The 16,668-nt window shown below is 67.2% G+C and carries 18 protein-coding genes and 2 pseudogenes; 10 read left to right on the forward strand and 10 right to left on the reverse strand.

All coding sequences use genetic code 11. The annotated features are described in order from the left end of the window. Positions 1-566 precede the first annotated feature (566 nt). Together NQO67_RS44835 and NQO67_RS30375 are read left to right on the forward strand one after the other, a co-directional pair. The gene (locus NQO67_RS44835; RefSeq protein WP_445195108.1) at positions 567-863 is read left to right on the forward strand and encodes a hypothetical protein; all 297 of its coding nucleotides are present in this window, start codon (positions 567-569) and stop codon (positions 861-863) included. A 141-nt stretch (positions 864-1,004) separates the two neighbouring features. Continuing rightward, complete coding sequence (locus NQO67_RS30375) at positions 1,005-1,619, forward strand: hypothetical protein (RefSeq protein WP_255953590.1); 615 nt, start codon at positions 1,005-1,007, stop codon at positions 1,617-1,619. 3 nt (positions 1,620-1,622) lie between these two features. On the opposite strand, the gene NQO67_RS30380 is transcribed toward NQO67_RS30375, so the two are convergent. Continuing rightward, a complete protein-coding gene (locus NQO67_RS30380) occupies positions 1,623-2,390 on the reverse strand; it encodes a hypothetical protein (protein WP_255953529.1) in 768 nt (255 codons plus the stop codon). Between the two features lie 363 nt (positions 2,391-2,753). Here NQO67_RS30380 and NQO67_RS30385 point away from each other — a divergent pair. Beyond that, positions 2,754-3,820, forward strand: a pseudogene (locus NQO67_RS30385) (DUF4158 domain-containing protein); the annotation flags it as partial. Between the two features lie 98 nt (positions 3,821-3,918). Further along, positions 3,919-4,596 carry an HAD family hydrolase gene (locus tag NQO67_RS30390; RefSeq protein WP_255953531.1) on the forward strand — a complete coding sequence of 226 codons (678 nt, stop codon included), beginning with the start codon at positions 3,919-3,921 and terminating at the stop codon, positions 4,594-4,596. 179 nt (positions 4,597-4,775) lie between these two features. On the opposite strand, the gene NQO67_RS30395 is transcribed toward NQO67_RS30390, so the two are convergent. Then, positions 4,776-4,931, reverse strand: coding sequence for a hypothetical protein (locus tag NQO67_RS30395; protein WP_255953532.1), 156 nt, complete (start codon positions 4,929-4,931; stop codon positions 4,776-4,778). 96 nt (positions 4,932-5,027) lie between these two features. Between NQO67_RS30395 and NQO67_RS30400 the strand changes: the two genes are divergently transcribed. Next, positions 5,028-5,204: a hypothetical protein gene (locus NQO67_RS30400; RefSeq protein ID WP_255953533.1), complete on the forward strand. Its 177-nt coding sequence runs from the start codon at positions 5,028-5,030 to the stop codon at positions 5,202-5,204. Between the two features lie 9 nt (positions 5,205-5,213). Here the strand turns inward: NQO67_RS30400 and NQO67_RS30405 are convergent, their stop codons facing one another. From NQO67_RS30405 to NQO67_RS30430, 6 genes are all read right to left on the reverse strand, one after another. Next, on the reverse strand, positions 5,214-5,342 hold the full coding sequence (locus tag NQO67_RS30405; RefSeq protein ID WP_255953534.1) for a hypothetical protein: 129 nt from the start codon (positions 5,340-5,342) through the stop codon (positions 5,214-5,216). 211 nt (positions 5,343-5,553) lie between these two features. Further along, positions 5,554-5,952 carry a hypothetical protein gene (locus tag NQO67_RS30410; protein ID WP_255953535.1) on the reverse strand — a complete coding sequence of 133 codons (399 nt, stop codon included), beginning with the start codon at positions 5,950-5,952 and terminating at the stop codon, positions 5,554-5,556. A 66-nt stretch (positions 5,953-6,018) separates the two neighbouring features. Continuing rightward, a complete protein-coding gene (locus NQO67_RS30415; RefSeq protein ID WP_255953536.1) occupies positions 6,019-6,654 on the reverse strand; it encodes a hypothetical protein in 636 nt (211 codons plus the stop codon). Next, positions 6,648-7,439 (reverse strand): hypothetical protein, encoded by a 792-nt coding sequence (locus NQO67_RS30420; RefSeq protein WP_255953537.1) that lies wholly within the window; start codon positions 7,437-7,439, stop codon positions 6,648-6,650. The genes NQO67_RS30415 and NQO67_RS30420 overlap by 7 nt, the downstream gene beginning before the upstream one ends. Positions 7,440-8,355: 916 nt before the next feature. Further along, complete coding sequence (locus NQO67_RS30425; protein WP_255953538.1) at positions 8,356-9,198, reverse strand: helix-turn-helix domain-containing protein; 843 nt, start codon at positions 9,196-9,198, stop codon at positions 8,356-8,358. Then, positions 9,195-9,944 (reverse strand): peptidoglycan-binding protein, encoded by a 750-nt coding sequence (locus tag NQO67_RS30430; protein WP_255953539.1) that lies wholly within the window; start codon positions 9,942-9,944, stop codon positions 9,195-9,197. The genes NQO67_RS30425 and NQO67_RS30430 overlap by 4 nt, the downstream gene beginning before the upstream one ends. Positions 9,945-10,331: 387 nt before the next feature. Between NQO67_RS30430 and NQO67_RS30435 the strand changes: the two genes are divergently transcribed. Beyond that, complete coding sequence (locus NQO67_RS30435) at positions 10,332-10,832, forward strand: hypothetical protein (protein ID WP_255953540.1); 501 nt, start codon at positions 10,332-10,334, stop codon at positions 10,830-10,832. 323 nt (positions 10,833-11,155) lie between these two features. Next, positions 11,156-11,485 (forward strand): peptidase inhibitor family I36 protein, encoded by a 330-nt coding sequence (locus NQO67_RS30440; protein WP_255953591.1) that lies wholly within the window; start codon positions 11,156-11,158, stop codon positions 11,483-11,485. A 31-nt stretch (positions 11,486-11,516) separates the two neighbouring features. On the opposite strand, the pseudogene NQO67_RS30445 reads toward NQO67_RS30440, so the two are convergent. After that, positions 11,517-11,958, reverse strand: a pseudogene (locus NQO67_RS30445) (alpha/beta fold hydrolase); the annotation flags it as partial. A 747-nt stretch (positions 11,959-12,705) separates the two neighbouring features. On the opposite strand from NQO67_RS30445, the gene NQO67_RS30450 reads away from it, so the two are divergent. Beyond that, positions 12,706-13,278 carry an RICIN domain-containing protein gene (locus NQO67_RS30450; RefSeq protein ID WP_255953541.1) on the forward strand — a complete coding sequence of 191 codons (573 nt, stop codon included), beginning with the start codon at positions 12,706-12,708 and terminating at the stop codon, positions 13,276-13,278. A 144-nt stretch (positions 13,279-13,422) separates the two neighbouring features. Here the strand turns inward: NQO67_RS30450 and NQO67_RS30455 are convergent, their stop codons facing one another. Continuing rightward, positions 13,423-13,851 (reverse strand): tyrosine-type recombinase/integrase, encoded by a 429-nt coding sequence (locus NQO67_RS30455; protein WP_255953542.1) that lies wholly within the window; start codon positions 13,849-13,851, stop codon positions 13,423-13,425. 147 nt (positions 13,852-13,998) lie between these two features. On the opposite strand from NQO67_RS30455, the gene NQO67_RS30460 reads away from it, so the two are divergent. Together NQO67_RS30460 and NQO67_RS30465 are read left to right on the forward strand one after the other, a co-directional pair. Beyond that, positions 13,999-14,565, forward strand: coding sequence for a DDE-type integrase/transposase/recombinase (locus NQO67_RS30460; RefSeq protein WP_374119200.1), 567 nt, complete (start codon positions 13,999-14,001; stop codon positions 14,563-14,565). A gap of 1,023 nt (positions 14,566-15,588) precedes the next feature. Continuing rightward, positions 15,589-16,515, forward strand: a complete 927-nt coding sequence (locus NQO67_RS30465; RefSeq protein WP_255953543.1) for a LysR family transcriptional regulator — start codon at positions 15,589-15,591, stop codon at positions 16,513-16,515. Positions 16,516-16,668: the final 153 nt, after the last annotated feature.

Here is a 16,668-nt window from a genome sequence, read left to right on the forward strand (position 1 = left end):
TCGACGGCTTCGAGAGCCGGGGGAGGGCCCTGGACGACGGCCAACGTACACGACCTGTTCGACAGCCTCGACGAAACGTGGTCGTCCTGGATGCGCGAGATCCGCCTCGCCCGTGCCCGCCTGATCGTCCCGGACGGCGCAGGAATCTATCAGCGGAGTCGAAGGTCCCTGGCCGCGGTCGATGAAGGAGAGCAACGGGCCCTGAAGCCGCACACCGCCATCGATCACACAGTGTCACCAGCCGATGGGACCCCGAGTGAGGTCGCGCGACAGCTGGCCGGGATCAGCACGCCTTGGTACGTGGCCGCGGGCTGGGCGCTTGACGTGTTCCACGGGCAGGCAGACGCGCGCTCATGGCGACATCGAGATCGCGATTCCGGCCGGGAGCTTTCCCGAGGTCCGCCACCGCTTTCCCGGAGCAGGATGACCACCTTGCGTGGAGGGTTTCGATCTCGTCGGATGACAGCTCGATACCGCCGCTGGGTAGTTGCTCGCTCACATACGTTTTCGACGCGGCAGGCAGCGGTCGGATCTGGGAGGACGCCACACCGGAGGTGTTGGCCGCCATGCATCAGACATGGCTCCGCGATCCGGCCACCGGCAACTACGTGCTCGACGTGTTCCGCGAACCACACGACGGCGACACCTGGATCTGCCGACACGATGAGAGGATCCGGCGTCCCTACAGCGACATCATCCACTACACCCAAGACGGCATCCCGTATCTGGTGCCCGAACTGGTCCTGCTGTTCAAGGCCAAGCACGCCCGCCGGAAAGATCAAACAGACTTCGAGGCGACTGTTCCGCACATGACTTCCACTCAGCTCAAGACCCTGGCCGAGCTACTCGCCCGTGCCACCTGACTCCGGCACTGCTGCTGAGCGTGATGGCCCTTGGGGGAGGTTCTGGGTGTCAGGGGTATCCGGTTGGATGAGCACGTGACTGTCTATGACGTAGCTCGCCAGTTCCCTTCGATCGCTGACCTGCGGAACCTGTGCCGCTCACTGGCGATGCTCGACGCGATCCTGAGCCCGGACTGGGAAGGCCGGTATTACTCCTTCAACGCTGGCTGGGCCGACGACGAGGAGATGGCCTCGATGCGCAACGGGTCGGGGAACGAGTACTCCATCGTGTTCTCGGCGACCGGGGCCTACGTCCGTGGCTTCGACCACGAAGCACCGATGAGCCCGTACGGCAACGACGGCGAGCCTTGGCCGGGAGTGATCGACGAGGTTCCGGAGGTCTTCAAGCCCTTCGTCGAAGAGCCAGCGTTCACCGACGAGGATGACGTCCCCGTCGTGACAGCCTGCCTGTGGCGGGAGGCAACGGATGATCGGTGGAGGCACGGCGTGATCGACTTCCCCGCCGGGTGTTCCGACCCGGACGGGGCAACGGGGCTGTTCAAGCTCCTGGTCGACCGCTCGCCGGAAGGGTTCCGGCGCTTCGCCGAGGACTACTACGAGGTTCCCGTGGATCTGGAAGCGGTGCGCGACGTGTATGCCTTGCGACCGCTGAGCCAGAAGCTGGTGTCATCGCTGAACGCGGATGTCACCCTCGCAGACCTGGCCGAGGACCTCGCCGAGATCGGCTACCCGCAGCCGGCGCGGGACGTGATCTGAGCTTCAACCGTGAGTGAGTGGAGAGGGAGTCCAGCCGCATGGTGATCGTAGGTGGTCGCCTGCGGCGTACCGGCTCCAGGGCCCGCCGCTTTCCCTGACGAGGCGGCTGGTGGTTTTGTCGTGGTAGCCGAGGGCGCCCGCGACGACGGGGGCGGGTAGTTCGAGGAGTTGTTGTCGGGTGGCGGCGCCGCGGGCTGCGGCGACCGGGATGCCAATCTCGCGCAGTCGTGAGGACAAGTGGTCGGGGCGGGCCGGCCGTCCGGCCCGGCGGCCGGGGAAGAGCCAGCGGGATGCCTGGTTGGTGGCGGTGTTCATGTTGTCGCGGTCCGCGATGTATGCCATCAGCGGGGTTGCGACTGGTGCGGGGACGGGTGAGGCGGGCTCCCCGAGCTGCAGAAGGGTGGTCTCTGCAGATCGTGCAGATCGCGGAGCCGTCGACGGAACGAAGTCCGGGGAGGGCCCGGTCCTGGCCGCATCCCGGGCAGGTGCCTCGTGTTCGCACCGCACGGTCCGAGCAGGTCCGGCAGACGTATCCCACTCGTCGACCATCGCCGGCCTCCCGTGCCACGGGTAGGAATTCACATAAGCAGCGAACGCCTTGACCGTGTTCTCCCGGCCCTCCACCGTCGTCCGGGCAAGATTCCGCGCGAGCTGCTGGTTGGCGAAGCCGGTCAGCATCGCGGTGAAGACCTGTTCCTTCGGCCGCAGCAGCGCTACTCCGTCCACCAGGTGCAGCCGTGCCGCACCTGGGATCGACCCGTTGAACCCCACCGGTCCACCACCCTCCGTCACTCGCGTCGTGTGCGAGAAAACCGCATCAGATGCGAGTCGACGGACAAACCACAGGTCAGTCAGCCGGACGAGTGACGCCAGCTGGCGTCGCCCTCACGTCCATCGCTACCGTCGCCACCAGCAGGCTGAACCAACTTTCATGGTCAGCACGCTGGTGGACGCCGTTGGCCACGACGATTCGCAAACCGTCGCGAGTTCGCATCGGATGCAATTGGCGGCACTTGGAACATCGGAACGAAAACTGGCGCTAAGGCCCGGCGCTCGCGCGTAGGGCTTTGACCTGGGCTGTTGTGGCGTCGGACTCTTCACCAGTCGTGTTGATCAAGGGTGTGGAGGTCCGGGGTGCCGGTCGAGTTTCTGACGGATGAGCAGGTGGCGGGGTACGCCGCGTTCCGAAGTGCGCCGCCGCGGGCGGATCTGGAGCGGTCTTCTTTCTGGACGACGCGGATCGGGAGCTGGTGGAGCCGAAGCGCCGGGAGCACAACCGGCTGGGCTTCGCGGTGCAGATGACCATGGTCCGTTACCTGGGGGTGTTCCTGGACGACCCGATCGACGTGCCGACCGAGGTGGTCGACTACCTTGCGGGGCAGCTGGGCATCGCGGACACCTCGGTGCTCGAGGGGTACGGCGAGCGGTGGAAGATGCCGTTCGAGCACATGTGGGAGCTGCGGGAAGCGTTCGGCTACCGGGAGTTCGGCGGGGTGGAGGCGGAGCTGCGGGAGTGGGTGGACGCGCGGGCGTGGACGGCCGGGGAGTGGCCGAAGGCGCGGTTCGACGCGGCGGTGGTGTGGCTGCGGGAGCGGCGGGTGCTGCTGCCGGGGGTGACGACGTTGGTGCGGCTGGTGGCGTCGGTGCGGGCGGGAGGCGAACGGGCGGCTGCGGCAGACGCTCTACGGCCTGCTGAGCGCCGGTCAGCGTGCGGTGCTGGACGGGTTGCTGGAGGTGCCGGCCGGTGCGCGGGTCTCGGAACTGGACCGGCTGCGACCGGGGCCGGTGCGGGTGTCGGGTCCGGCGATGAAGGCGGCGCTGGAGCAGGCGGCGGAGGTCGCCGCGTTCGGCATGGCGGACGTGGACGTCGCCGCGGTGCCGCCCCGGCGGTTGGCGGAGCTGTCGCGGAACGGGGTCGACGGGAAGCGTCGCTGCTGCGGCGGCACGGTGACCACCGGCGCCTGGCCACCCTGCTGGCCACGGCGGTGTACCTGACGACGCGGGCGGTCGATGACGCGCTGGACCTGCTGGAGGTGCTGGTCGCAACGAAGCTGCTGGCCCGCTCCGAGCGGGAGACGACGCGGGAGAAGCTCAAGACGCTGCCGCGGGTAGAGCGGGCCGGGGCGAAGCTGGCGGCCGCGTTCAAGGTGGTCTTCGAGGAGACCGCCGAGCAGGTCGACACCGCGACCGGGGAGATATCCGTCCGCGGCCCTGCCTCTGCTCGGCGCCGGCCGCCAACCCCGCGGGGGGTCCGGAGCAATTCGTCCCGACGCGTCACCACCCACCAGGAGGAGTCTAAGTGAACACACGCGCCGCCGTTTTCGACGTGGACGGCACTCTCGTGGACACCAATCACCTGCACGTTGTGTGCTGGTGGCAAGCCCTGCGCCAGGCCGGGCATCGGGTGCCGATGACCGACGTGCACGCGGCCATCGGCCTGGGTTCCACAGACCTGCTGGCCCACGTACTGGGTGAGGAGCGCGACCGGTCCCAGGACACCGACATCAGCGCTGGGCACAAGGCGCTCTACGGCACCTTCCACGAGCGGTTGGCACCCTTCGAGGGAGCCGCGGCCCTGCTGCGCAGGCTGCACACCGAGGGCTGGCGGGTTGTCCTGGCCACCTCCGCGAGCGGTCCGGAACTGGCAGCTCTGCGCGCCGCCCTCGACGCGGACGACGCGCTCTCCGCCATGGCCAGCGCCGATGACGTCCGCTCCGGCAAGCCCGCACCCGACCCGGTGCTGGACGCCGTGCAACGGGTCGGCGCGCAGCCGCGTGACAGCGTCTTCGTCGGCGACTCGGTGTGGGACATGCAGGCCGCCCGCCGCGCAGGGCTGGTACCCGTGGCGCTTCTCAGCGGCGGAATCAGCCGGGCGGCACTTCAGGAAGCTGGTGCCGTCGAGGTGTACGACGGGACGCAGGATCTGTTGCGCCATCTGGAGCACAGCGTGATCGCCTCCGTTGCGCGAACCCGTTGAAGACCCATGCGCGATGTGGACAGATTCGCACCGCAGAGCGTGACATGGATCCACTGTGACGTCAGCTAAGTCATCCTCGCTCCCGTCGCATGCGGCACGCTGCGGGCCCAGCTCTGCGGTCTCCGGCAGTACGGATGCCGTCCGGCAGGCGCTGTGGGCGGGCTCACGGCAGAAGACCTTCAGGATGGGAAGGTGAACTCCCTGCTGTGTCCGCAGTCGGGACACCGGCCGAGGTACCAGCTGGGCAGGAAGTACGTCTCCATGTCGTAGCCGATGTGGCCGCAGTCCGCACAGCGGGTGCCCAGCATGAGCTGCTGTGCGCGGGCGTTGTCCACCGGTTGCGACGGGCGCGGTGCGGAGGGGGCGGGGCCCGGAGCGGGCGGTGTGGGGTGCGGACGGGACGGGACGTGGCAAGGGTGGGCCGTCGGCGCTTGCCCTCGCGCCTCCACCCCAGCAGCAGTGTTTCCACCGCCAAGAGCACCGCCGTCGCGCCCATCAACGCGCCGGCGAAGACCGTCCACCCCAACAGCGGACAGGTCACCTCACCCACCCGCACAGCGGCGATGACGGACCCGGCCAGCAACATGAGCACGGCGGCGGTTCCGTAGTCAGTGCCGTCATCGCTTCTGATCACGGCCCACGACTCCGATGACCGATCCCGTCAGGCCGTGCCCTGCCGCCCCGCCCAGCGGTGCGCCGATCGCCACGGCCAGGGACTCCATGACGAGGGCGAGTAAGACGGCCATGGCACGCTCCGGGGAGAGATCAACGGCGGGTGCGTGGTGCGACGTCCGCGTGCGGTCGCTACGGAGAAAACGCCTGCGATGAAGCCGCACTTGCAGTCAAGCCCCAGTGCTCAGGGCATTCCGCTGGAAGAGATCCAGCGCTTCGACGACCACGCCGGTAATGTCCGTTTCCGTATGAGGGTTGCGTCAGGGATGCTGGTCATAGCAGCGGCTATTGCTTCCTGGCGAAGCTGCCCGTGTCGGCTTCGGTGAGAATGTTGAGTTTGACCAGGCGTTTCACCTTGGCTCGGGTGCCCTCGATATTCTTCGGCAGGAGGTCGTGGCCGAGGGCCTGGCAGACGTCCTTGGCCCGCAGTGGTCCGGTGGCCTCGTTGAACACGGTGAGGATGCGGGCGTAGCCCGGGTGCTCGGGCAGTTCCGGAGGGGGCGCGGGGAATCTGTCGGCGTGACTGGTGACGATCTTGCGGGTGATCGCAAGATGTTCGAGGTGTGTCTCGGCCTCCCGGAGCCGGGTCTGCAAGGTCGTCGATCTGCGCACGGAGGTCGTCGGCAGGGCCTGGACGGCTTCCTCTTGGATGTCCAGTGCCTGGAGGAGAGGCTGGATGTTCACGCTGCCGTCGTTTCGCGCCGGGTGGGAGTGTTCGCACCGGTGAGGGTCTTCCGCGGCTGACGGAGGTCACCCAGACGTGGGGCGCAGGAGGTCGAGCATGTCCCGGCAGGACCTGTCCGAGGTGCAGTCGGGATAATAGGCGCTCCACTGCGGGGGGATGTCGGCCGCGCCGCGTGCGAACACGGCCAGCGCCTCGCCGTTCGCGTACACCAGACCGCCCTGGTCGACGGTGGGCCTGGTCGTCAGCAGGCGTGCCAGGTCAGCGCCGTCGAAGGCATACTCCTCCCGCCACATGGCGATCACCTCCTGCGAGGTGCAGGCCTCGCATGGATCGGTGCTGAAGTCCTGCGGGGACCCGGCGGCGAGCAGGCGTGCCAGCGTGTCGTAGTCCCGCCCGCACGCCGCGCGGTACACCGGTTCGACCACCTTCCGCCAGTCCTCCGCGACGCCTGTGGCGTCCCGGTCCTGTCCTTCGAACTCGGGGCCAGGGCAGGACGGCGCAGACGCTGTGGAGGTGGCCGTCGCCGTTGTCGTCGTCGTTGCGGAGGCACTTGGCCGGTGGTGGTGCGCGGCGGGGCCGCCGTCCCCGTCGAAGATCGCCAGCCGGAACACCAGCAGGAGACCGGTGGCGAGGACGAGCAGGGCAAGGGCCGCGCGCCAGGCCCTCTGCCGCCGGCGGGCCTCCGGCTTTCCCGTCAACACGGTGTGCACGCCTTCCTCGCGGCGGCCGGGAGGTCCTGCCCCGCGCTCCGGCACACTGAGTAGTCCGCCTGGAGCGAGAAGACGCTCCGGTAGCCCTTGCCGGGGCTGATGGCGGTCACCTGGAAGGGCTTTCCGTGGTCGTCGATGACGGTGTGCTTCTTCTTATCCCCCAGCATGTAGGTGACGTTCAGCCGGAAGGCCACGTAGTGGTCCGCGGTGAAGGCCCTCGCGATCACCACACGCTGCTCCCTGTCGTGCAGGGTGATCGTCCGCCGGCCGAAGAAGGGCCGGCCCAGGGCGGTCACCTCCGCGTCGCGGGCCAGGGGGCTGGGTCGATCCATATCGAACACCATGGTCATCGTGGAGACACCGCCCTGCGGCGGGACGCAGAAGAAGGTCCCGGACAGCGGCGCAGTCCGCTCGACGATGGCGGGCCTGATGTCGAGGATGTTGATCTGCTGGTTCCTGTGTCCGGTGAGCGTCAGACGCACCGTCAGATCGTCGACGCTGACCGCGCCCCTGGTGTGCATCAGCCGGTCGAACGCGGGCGTGGCTGCCGCCCCCGGCCGGGACAGCATGGCCCGCTCTGCGGCGGTGGGCCGGAAGTCCCCTCTGAAAGCGGCATTCTTGCCTTCGTCGTCGAGCCGGACGATGTCGACGGCCAGTGAAAAATCCGATCCTGACCGGATACGGTCCTTGGCCGCCTCGGGATCGGTGAGCTGCGCGGGGATCGCGGCGATCCAACCGGAGAACACGGTCGCCAGCGCGCCAAGGGCCACTGTCACCGCCCAGATCCACGGTCTGCGCAGCAGAGCGAGCACCGCCCGGACGCGCGCCCCGCCCCGGGGCGGGGCGCCTGGTTGGCTTCGCCCGGCACCTGCTTGCGTTCCGCTGGCGTGCCCGAAGCGGGCGGTACGGCCTGCCCTGACTCTCAGGCGTGGTCTGCGGGTCACCGATGCCCCTCCCGGCTGGTGGAGCCAACACCTGCCCACCGATCGTAAGCCCAACGCCTTTTGCATGCAGTCGAGTTCGCTTTGCTGGAGACTCTCGGCAACCGGGCTCGCTGTGTGCACGGCGCTCACCGGCCGGCCCAACGTACGGCTGCTCCGGTCGACGGACCCCGAGGGCTGTCACCACGTGGCATGGGGCGAACGTCCCCGCAGCGGGCGACAGGGCCCGTGGTCGCTTCTTCGATCCGCGAGTCCTACCCGCCACCGGCACCATTGCCTCCATCCCACTTTGGCTATGACCCGCGAAGACGATCGCCAGCGGCACGGCGGGCCGTTACGGCGGGCCGATGCGAGCAGCTGGCGAACGGCGGAGCCGCCGACGCTGGACGATGGCCAGCCGAGGCGTGCGCCGACGGCGGCCAACCCACAGCTCGGGCGACACTGCAGCGAGCGCACCACGGGGCCGACCGCCATGCCGGGGCCGTGGGCGGGCACATGGGCCGGGTTGAGCAACGATCCGAACCGCGGCCCGGGCCGGGGCTAGCGGCCAGACGCCCCACAGGGGGCGCCACCGGCCAAGCCCGCACAGCGGCCCGGTGGGTGCCGCAGACAGCTTGCTGGGCGGGTGCGGCCCGGCGGCGTCCATGGGGCACGTACTTGCGGGCCATCGCCGAAGTCAGCTCTCTCGCTGACCCGACTCGGAACTCGCGGAGGAGCGAATACGGGTCATCCCTCGCGGAAGGGCCCTGGGTCATTGTCGGAAGCACTCCGGGTGTCCGCCGCCCGTCGATAAAAAACAGGCCCGCAGTCCGGTGAGGTCGCTGCCGTCGATCATCGGCGTGGAGAGGGAGCTCTCGGCCTCGTACGCGTCGGCGACGTCGACCCGTTGCAGCCTACCGTCGGAACCCGACACTTCGAGTGCGTCCCCGACTTTCGTGTTCCACAGCAGTGCCCATGCGGTGTGGCACTGCGTGCTGAAACTGAATGACAGCCATGCTCCGGTGGAGGTCTGGTGTGGCGAGCCGAGTCTGTGGACCTTCCCCGGCATCGCGCATCCCATCATCTGCGGGTCTTCGCCTACACACTTCTGGGCCCGGCATCCGGGTGCGGGTGGGGCAGACTGCGCAGACCGCCCGGCGGTGTCCTCGTTGGCTCCCGCGACAAGTGAGACCGTCATCCATACGGCGGCCGTGGTCGCGACCACGGCCGTTGCTGCCGCAAGAGCCCACCTTCGTCGTCCGGTGCTCCGGCCATGTGGCGAGTGGCGCGCAGGCGTGCTGCGATTGCCTGGCCGGTCATCGTGTGGTGACGCCGTGGCTGATGTCCTGTGACGTCCGCTCCACTCCAGCTCCGCCAGTTCCCACAGTGCCATCAGTCGCCCGGGCGGTTCCCCCGTCATCGTGCACAGGGCCTCGACAGCTTGGTGCGGGGCGAGTTGCTTGCCGTTGAGGTAGCGCTCCCAGGAGGACTTGCTGAAAGCGGTGCGTTCAGCCAGCGCTGTCAGGCTCAGGCTGGTTCGGGTTTTGAGCTCGCGCAGCTCCCGGGCCAGCCGGGTGCATGCGGGCCTGGCGGCCGGCGGTGGGGTGTCCGTCATCCTCGTAGCACCTGCCAGGTGTCCGGACCGACGACACCGTCAGGTGACAGGCCGGCCTTCTCCTGCAGCCTTTTGACGGCCCGGGTGGTCTTCACACCGATGACACCGTCAGCGCCCCCTGGATCGAAACCCAGATGGTGCAGCAGGCACTGGGCCTCCACGACATCCCACCCCGGCGGGGAGAGCACGGCGGTGCGGGTGGTGCTGTAGCCCGCGTACCATCGACCGTCCCTCCGTCTGACCGTACAGGGGTAGGTCTTCCCTGGCTGGTAATGAAAGGCTCCGAGAGACGCGGACGATGAGCCGGGCTGCACGGCAGCCACGCCTTTCCCTCCCTCACCGCCGTCCTTCCAAAGCTCCGTGACCACTAGTCCGGCCAGCATTGCGCCGAGGGCCACAGCCGTGCAGACGCCGATCAGCACCACTCGCCGTATGCCCCTCGGCTCCGATACGCCTGCCGCTCCTGCTGCACCGGTCTTCTGCTTCCACGCCTCCTGAGCCACTTCGTGGAGCACCAGGAGCCGTGTCGGATCAGCCCCGCCTACCCGCGCCAGTTCCTCGACCGCCTGCCGCGGCGGCATCGCCCTGCCGTTGAGGTAGCGCTCCCAGGACGAACGGCTATAGCCGGTCTTGGACTGGAGCGACGACAGGCTCAACCCGCTGCGGTCCTTCACACGGCGCATCTGGATGATGAGATTCCGCACGCGCTCGTCGAGCGAACCCGGTAATTGCTGCCAACGTGGCATGTTCCACCCCATACCAGTTGAGTTTGAGAGGCTCTTTGTTCGCCTCCCATCGTGCTCTGACACGCACGCCAGAATCATCTGTTCTGGGCGAATCCATCACAGGAGGCATTTCGGTCAAGCCGCTGTCGTCTACATTGCCCACCGCGTCCCAGCCCTGCTTCACACACGGCACCGTCCCAGCAGGTCAGCGTGCGGGATGTCCCGCAAACTGCCCAAGCAGCCGCGGTTGCTGGCAACAGGCCGTGCCCGACAGGCAGTCTCAGTGGTGCAAGCCGGGCGGCGCGGTCCACCCCGCGCCGCCCTCGGTCCTTCACCGGTTTCCGCACGGGACAAGGGCGGCTCCTCCGTCCCGTTGGCGCCACCGGTCAACCAACGGAGTAGGAACCCATGAGAACGCGCATCACCGCGATCGCCGCCGGCCTGGCGGCAACCGCCGCCTTCAGCGTGTCCGTCCTGACGACACCGGCCTCAGCCGCCACCCACCAGCAGCACACGCTGAGCACCACAGGAGCCTACGGAATCGGCCAGTACACCCAGAGCGGCACCGGATACACCTTGCAGGCCTATGTACACGACACCAAGTCGGACGGGTACTGCGCAGAGGTGTGGCAGGACTTCACCACCGACCCCCACGAGCACCACGGGCCGCTGTTGACCTACGCCTGCGGTACGGGCGTCGACGGATGGGGGGCCACCCGGCACGCCAACAGCCCCAGCCACAAGATCAAGTCGTTCCGCATGGCTGTCTGCCGCGCCAAAAAGCCTGCGCTACGCCACAAGAGCAGCGTCTCGAAGCCGGTGAGTTGTAAGTACTGGAACAGCAGCGGTGTCGCCTGGGCAGTGACCGCCTGGCAAGCAGACGGCTACAAGATCACGTCCGTTGGATGAGGTACGAAGCGTGTAGCCGGCCGAGAGATCTCCTGGTGTTCCTCGAGCCTCCCATTCCCTGGGTGAGCCAGCCCTACCCGGAGCTCGACCGGACTCGCAACACGGATCCGCGCTGACCCCAGGTCGGGCACCACGGGGGATGTTCGGTCTGCGGCCGGCACCGGAGGCACAGCACGGCGGAATGCCCAACGAGCGGTGTTACTCAACGCCGCACCGACGAAACAGAACCTCTGAAGAAGGAAGGCAGGTAATTCGTCATGTCATCACGTACGCACAGCCCGCTCTGGCGGTCGCGTTTGGCGCTAGGGCTGCTTTCAGTCCTGATGACCGCCGGCGGCACCGCCAGCGCCGCCGCCGATGCCGCCGGGCAGAACGCCCCTACCGCAGCGCCGTCGTCGTGCCCACGCGGATACTTCTGCGCCTATCAAGGTGTGAACTACACGGGCAAGGAGCAGAAGATGGGCCCGTGCGGTGTGTACGAGCTCAAAGGCAGCGGCTGGAGCGGCAGCGGCTCTTGGTACAACAACCAGTCCGACGGAATCAAGGCGATCATGGCCAACAAGTGGCTGGTCACGGTCTACGTCACCCCCGAGGCACCCAGTCATGACGCGAATGGGAACTGGGACCCCGTCTGGTACATCCAGAACTGCTGAGGCGTCTACCGAATGTCAGCCCCGGCCCCGGTCACGCTGCTTTCGCCTCCTCACCGGCCAGGAAGGGATGCAGTAGCGTGAGCAGGGGCGCGCGGCCGGTGCAGCGGGATGATGTGGCCGCAGTCTTCAATGACGTGTCCGGTGAGATCGTCGGTGACCGGGCGGAGTTGGCGTTCCAGCGCAGCACCGACGGGCCGGGCGCCCAGCGCCGTCGTTGGCACCGTCAGGCGGGCAGTGGCGACCACCTGCTCGATTTGTACCGCGCTCTCGGGCAGGGCCCGGTAGTACGAGAACGCGCAGCTCAACGCCTGGCGGCCGGTGTATGCGCGGACGAAGGCGTCCCGGAGGGCTGGGCGCACCCCGTCGCCGAGCGTGCCGGCGCTCAGAAACCAGTCGACGTAGGCGGCCTCGTGGCCCTCCAACACGGTCTCGGCAAGGCCGGGCGCGGCGGAATGGAAGCCGAACCACCACGGCCTTGTCCCGCGCGGAAACCGGTGAAAGATCCGGCGCAGCATGCTCCCGGTACGAGGAGTTTTTAATCTCTGCGAGTGGCGGAAATGAATTCTGGCTTTCGCAGGGGACCTACGTCACCACGACGTCGGCCTGTGCCGATATCAACGTCAAGTCCACCTACAGCCACTCCTTCACGGTCTGTTTCAGGGCCACTGGGAGTTGCAACGGAGGACTCTCGCCCCAGCGGGACAGTGGACCGTAGTCGCCTCCCAGGTGTTGGACGGCTGAAGTTCTATGTACAAAGCAATACCCACGGTGGAATTGGGGTCTACCTCGCCTACTGAGATGTCGGGTAATAGCGGTGACCACCGCCCCGGGGCCTACGGCCCGGCAGGTGCTGACCAGCGGTGACCCAAGCTAAGCGCAGGGCTGGCCCAGACACACCCAGAAAGCCGCCACGAGATGATCAGGGAAGTTGAGGGCCTTGCGCCGTCACCCGGTCGGCTCAGCGTCGTTGATGGTGATGTCGGGTTTCGTTTGTGGCGGGGTGGGTTGTGACCTCGATCGAGAGGACCGCGTATCCGCGGTCCAAGCAGCTGATCACCGCGCACGATGCAGGACCCGGCGGGCGAGGGTCGCCAGCGTCTGGCATGTCTGGGTCAAATGTGGGCAAATTGTCTAATTCGGTACAGAGCGGCCGTGGAGCTGAGGCGCCCGGTAGGTCCGGCCAGTAAGAATGGAACAGATCATGAGGAAGGTGTCAGATCGTGCATTTACACAAGGGGCTCGTACTCGCCGCTGCGGCGTTCACCGCGGCTGGCGGCCTGGCGGTGGCGGTGCCCGCCCAGGCGGACCCTGCCACCTCTGTGGCAGTGCAGAGGACACAGAGTGAAAGTGCGTTCCGCTTCCCGGGCAGTTATCGGTGGTTGCCGGAGCACTTCAGTGGTCCGTGCATCACCGCGCACGGCGGCGTGCACAAGGGGGCAAAGGTAGACCAGTACCGCTGCGTTGGGGCTTCGAACCAGAAGTGGCACGTCGAAACGCTCGACGCCTACCACGCGTACCGGATCCATCCAGCGCAGAACATGGGTCTCTGCGTGGACATGCCGGGCAACTATCGCAAGGGCACGCAGCTCGTCCTGTGGAACTGCAACGGCCGCACGAACCAGAGCTTTTCGTTCCACTGCGGCTCAGGGCAACGCCACTGTCAGATCAAACCGTATTCCGGCGCCCATCACGACAAGTGCCTGTCCGTGAAGGGCGGCAAGACGGCCAACAACACCCCACTCATCCTCTGGAGGTGCAACGGAGCCCGGGACCAGAAATTCACTTTCCGCTGACCAGCCCTGACCAGGAAGAGGGGTCGAGAGGTCCCCCCAGTTGCAGTTCCTGATCCTGGGCATCAGATCGAAGCCGCGGTGCAGGCCTGGGCGGCGGCGCTCTTGCCGGCGACGGCCTGGCGGAAGCTGTCGGGGGGTGCGCTGTCACTGGGCAGTGAGTTCGGGCAGGAACGTAGCCTCGGTGGCGAATTTGTCGCAGGTCAAGCACGCGTTGCCCTTCGCGCATGCCTGACACGGAGGCAGCAGGTAGAGCCCGTTGGACGGGATCCGGTCGGTGCGCTTGTCCAGCTCCAGCATGTCGTAGAGGTCGCGCAGGTCGGTGGACAGTTCGCGTGCGTCTGCGGTGAGTTTCCGGTAGCGCAGGAACTCCCGCTCGTGGGTCTCGGCAAGGGTCTGCGCGTAGTTCATCAGCATGGTCGGCGAGAGGTGGCCGAAGTAGCGCTGGACGACATGCAGCGGGACACCGGCGTTGAGGAGACTGGTGGCCTTGGTGTGCCGGAACCGGCGCCGTAGCCGGCGGCGGCGAGCGCGCCGGCTGGCAGGCCGGGCTCCAGCGCCGCCGTCCACCACCACGCGCGGGCAACGTCCTCGGGGCGCGAGCGACCGTGTCCCCCGCAGCACTACCAGGCCGGGGCCGCCCCGCACGGGAAGCGCGAGCGGCATGAGCAGGTGGGAGACAGCCGCGGCAGCCGCCGTGCCCAGCCCGCGCCTGCGTGCCGGGTGCTGAAGCTCGCCAGACAGCCCTACTACCGATGGCTGCACAAGCCGGTGATCGATGCCATGCTGGAGGAGTCGTATCGCGCGAACGCGCTCTTCGACGCGCACCGTGACGACCCGGAGTTCGGCTACCGCTTCCTGGCCGACGAAGCGCACGGCGCCGGGGCCGTGATGGCGGACCGGACTGCATGGCGGAGCTGCCGGGACAACCGCTGGTGGAGCGTGTTCGGCAAGAAGCGCGGCAAGGGCAAGAAGGGCGGCCCGCCGGTGCACGACGGCCTGGTCCGCCGTGACCTCAGCGCGACCTGTGCGAACCGGCTATGGCTCGCCGACATCACCGAGCACGCCACCGGCGAAGGCAAGCTCTATCTCTGCGCGATCAAGGACGCCTTCAGCAACAGGATCGTGGGCTACTCCGTCGATGAGCGGATGAAGTCCCGCTTGGCCGTGGCCGCCCTGGACAACGCCGTGGTCCGGCGTGGAGACGTCGACGGGTGCGTCTGCACAGCGATCGCGGATTGCAGTTCCGCTCCCGAAAGTTTGTCCGGGCGCTCGACCGCTACCGGATAGCCGGATCGACAGGGAGGGGCGAAAGCTGCCGGCGACAACGCAGCCATGGAGTCCTTCTTCAGCCTGCTGCAGAAGAACGTCCTCGACCGCCGTGTCTGGGCCCCGTGAAGAACTCCGGATCACAATCGTGACCTGGATCGAGCGGACCTACCACCGGTGCCGCAGACAAGCCTCACTCGGCCGGCTGACCCCCATCGAATTCGAGACCGTCATGACCACGCCGGCCGTCCAGGCCGCGTGACCGCACTGTCACCCAAACCTGTAACGGACCCCTGGTCATGGACGAGGCGCAGTGATTGCATGCTCTCAACATGTTGAGACCCTGCTGGTTCGTTCCGAATCGGCAGGGCTTCGTGCTGTCCCAGGCGGTGCGAGCACCTCGGGACGGTCAAGGCGCGGCGCGTGCGGCGCACCTTCCCTGGGAAGTTTTGAGTGCGGCTGACGCATGTATGACGCACGCGTGCGGACGTGTGCAGGTCGTGGATGTCGCATGACCTGCATGTTCTCTTGTGAATGGCGGATTGCGCATCTTCCCGGGACGCATCACGTGGAGTGCGTGGCGATTCTGGAGCCGGTCGCGAAGGGGGTCTGACCTGCGGTTTTGCGTTTGCGTATGAGGTGCGGTGTGGGCGTTACGAGCACGGACCACTGAACGTTTTCGGCGTGGACACCGATCGGGTGAGACGCCGGCGCGAACTCGCTGAGCGGGAGGCGAAGTCGCTTGCTCCGCCGGCACCGCGTGGCCGGCGAAGGCTCGACCGCACCGGCAGCGCCATCGGCGTCAAGCCTTCGCGCGACAGAAAACAGGAGATAGCGGGATGTTAGGGTGAAAGGACCTCCCGCTCGCCGGGCCGGGATACCACCGGCCACGGGGCTCGTGGATGAGTCGGTCGCCCTCGCCCGTGACGTCCGGTACCAGCTGCCCGGTGCACGCACCGTAGAACGGGACTTTCGCATAGGCGTGGGCCACACAAGGGGGTGTCGGCAGCCTCGCTGCACAAGGCTCGCCGGGACGGAGAAGCCGTGCGCTACGAACTTTCCGATTTGCGGCTCTTCCGCGCCATCGCGGAGGAGCACAGTCTCTCCCTGGGCGCCTCTGCGGTGTTCATCACGCCGTCCACCGCCAGCTATCGGCTGAAGAATCTGGAGGGCGCGCTCGGCACTCCCCTTTTCGTCCGTAATGCGCGGGGGATGGAGCTGACCCCGGCTGGCGGCATGATGCTCGACTACGTGCGTGAGGTGTTGGGCTCTCTGGACCGGATGCACGACGAAATGAAGTCGTTCTCCGCCGGGCTCAAGGGGAATGTCAGGGTGTGGGCGAACAGCAGTTCTCTGAACGGGTTCGTGGTTCCCGTCCTGAGTGAATTCCTGTTGGCGTACCCCGATGTCAATATCGACCTGAAAGAGCGGGCCAGCAAGGAGATCCTGGAGGCGGTGACCGCCAAGGACGTTGAGGTCGGAATTCTCGCCGCGGAATTCGACCTCAGCCAGGTTCATGCCGTGCCGTTCGCCATGGACGAGCTGGTCGTCGCCGCGCCGCAGGGGCATGAGATCGCCCGTAACAAGGAGATCCGGTTCCGTGACGCGCTGGACTGTGACTTCGTGTGCATGAGCCGGGAGAGCAGTAATTTCGCCTTCCTTGCCGATGTCGCGAAACGCTCCGGCACAAGGCTGAACGTCCGGCTTCACGTCGACCACTTCCATGCCGTCCTCGACCTCGTGGAGGCGGGCATCGGTGTGGCACTCGTGCCGAAGAGGGTGTACGCGACGGCCGGCGCCGGCCGTCGTATCGCCGTGCTGCGGCTGAGCGACCCCTGGGCGATCCGGCGGCTCAGCCTGATCACGCACGTGGACGGGCGGACGCCGGCGTTCACCTCCGCGCTCATCGACTACCTGCTCAGCCACCCCGCCGTCGCCGGCACCCGGTTGCAGTACGAGCAGGGTCCTTGAGGCTCGAGCAGGGTCTTTGAGGCTGCCGAATGGTCTCTTCGAATATTTCTGATGGTCCCCTGTAAAACCCTGCCCTAGGGTCAGTTCACAAGCCCGAACAAGCGGAGGCGAGTGAACTAGATGGCTGAGCGGACGCATTCCTCGCCCGTGACT

It is taken from the genome of Streptomyces odontomachi, assembly GCF_024435355.1.
Classification (GTDB): domain Bacteria; phylum Actinomycetota; class Actinomycetes; order Streptomycetales; family Streptomycetaceae; genus Streptomyces; species Streptomyces odontomachi.

Coding starts and splice junctions, on each gene's coding strand:
- NQO67_RS30405 (WP_255953534.1), bottom strand. CDS start 5,342: ATGGCCGTCTTACTCGCCCTCGTCATGGAGTCCCTGGCCGTGGCGATC.
- NQO67_RS30435 (WP_255953540.1), top strand. CDS start 10,332: ATGAGAACGCGCATCACCGCGATCGCCGCCGGCCTGGCGGCAACCGCC.
- NQO67_RS44835 (WP_445195108.1), top strand. CDS start 567: ATGCATCAGACATGGCTCCGCGATCCGGCCACCGGCAACTACGTGCTC.
- NQO67_RS30440 (WP_255953591.1), top strand. CDS start 11,156: ATGACCGCCGGCGGCACCGCCAGCGCCGCCGCCGATGCCGCCGGGCAG.
- NQO67_RS30425 (WP_255953538.1), bottom strand. CDS start 9,198: ATGACGGACACCCCACCGCCGGCCGCCAGGCCCGCATGCACCCGGCTG.
- NQO67_RS30430 (WP_255953539.1), bottom strand. CDS start 9,944: ATGCCACGTTGGCAGCAATTACCGGGTTCGCTCGACGAGCGCGTGCGG.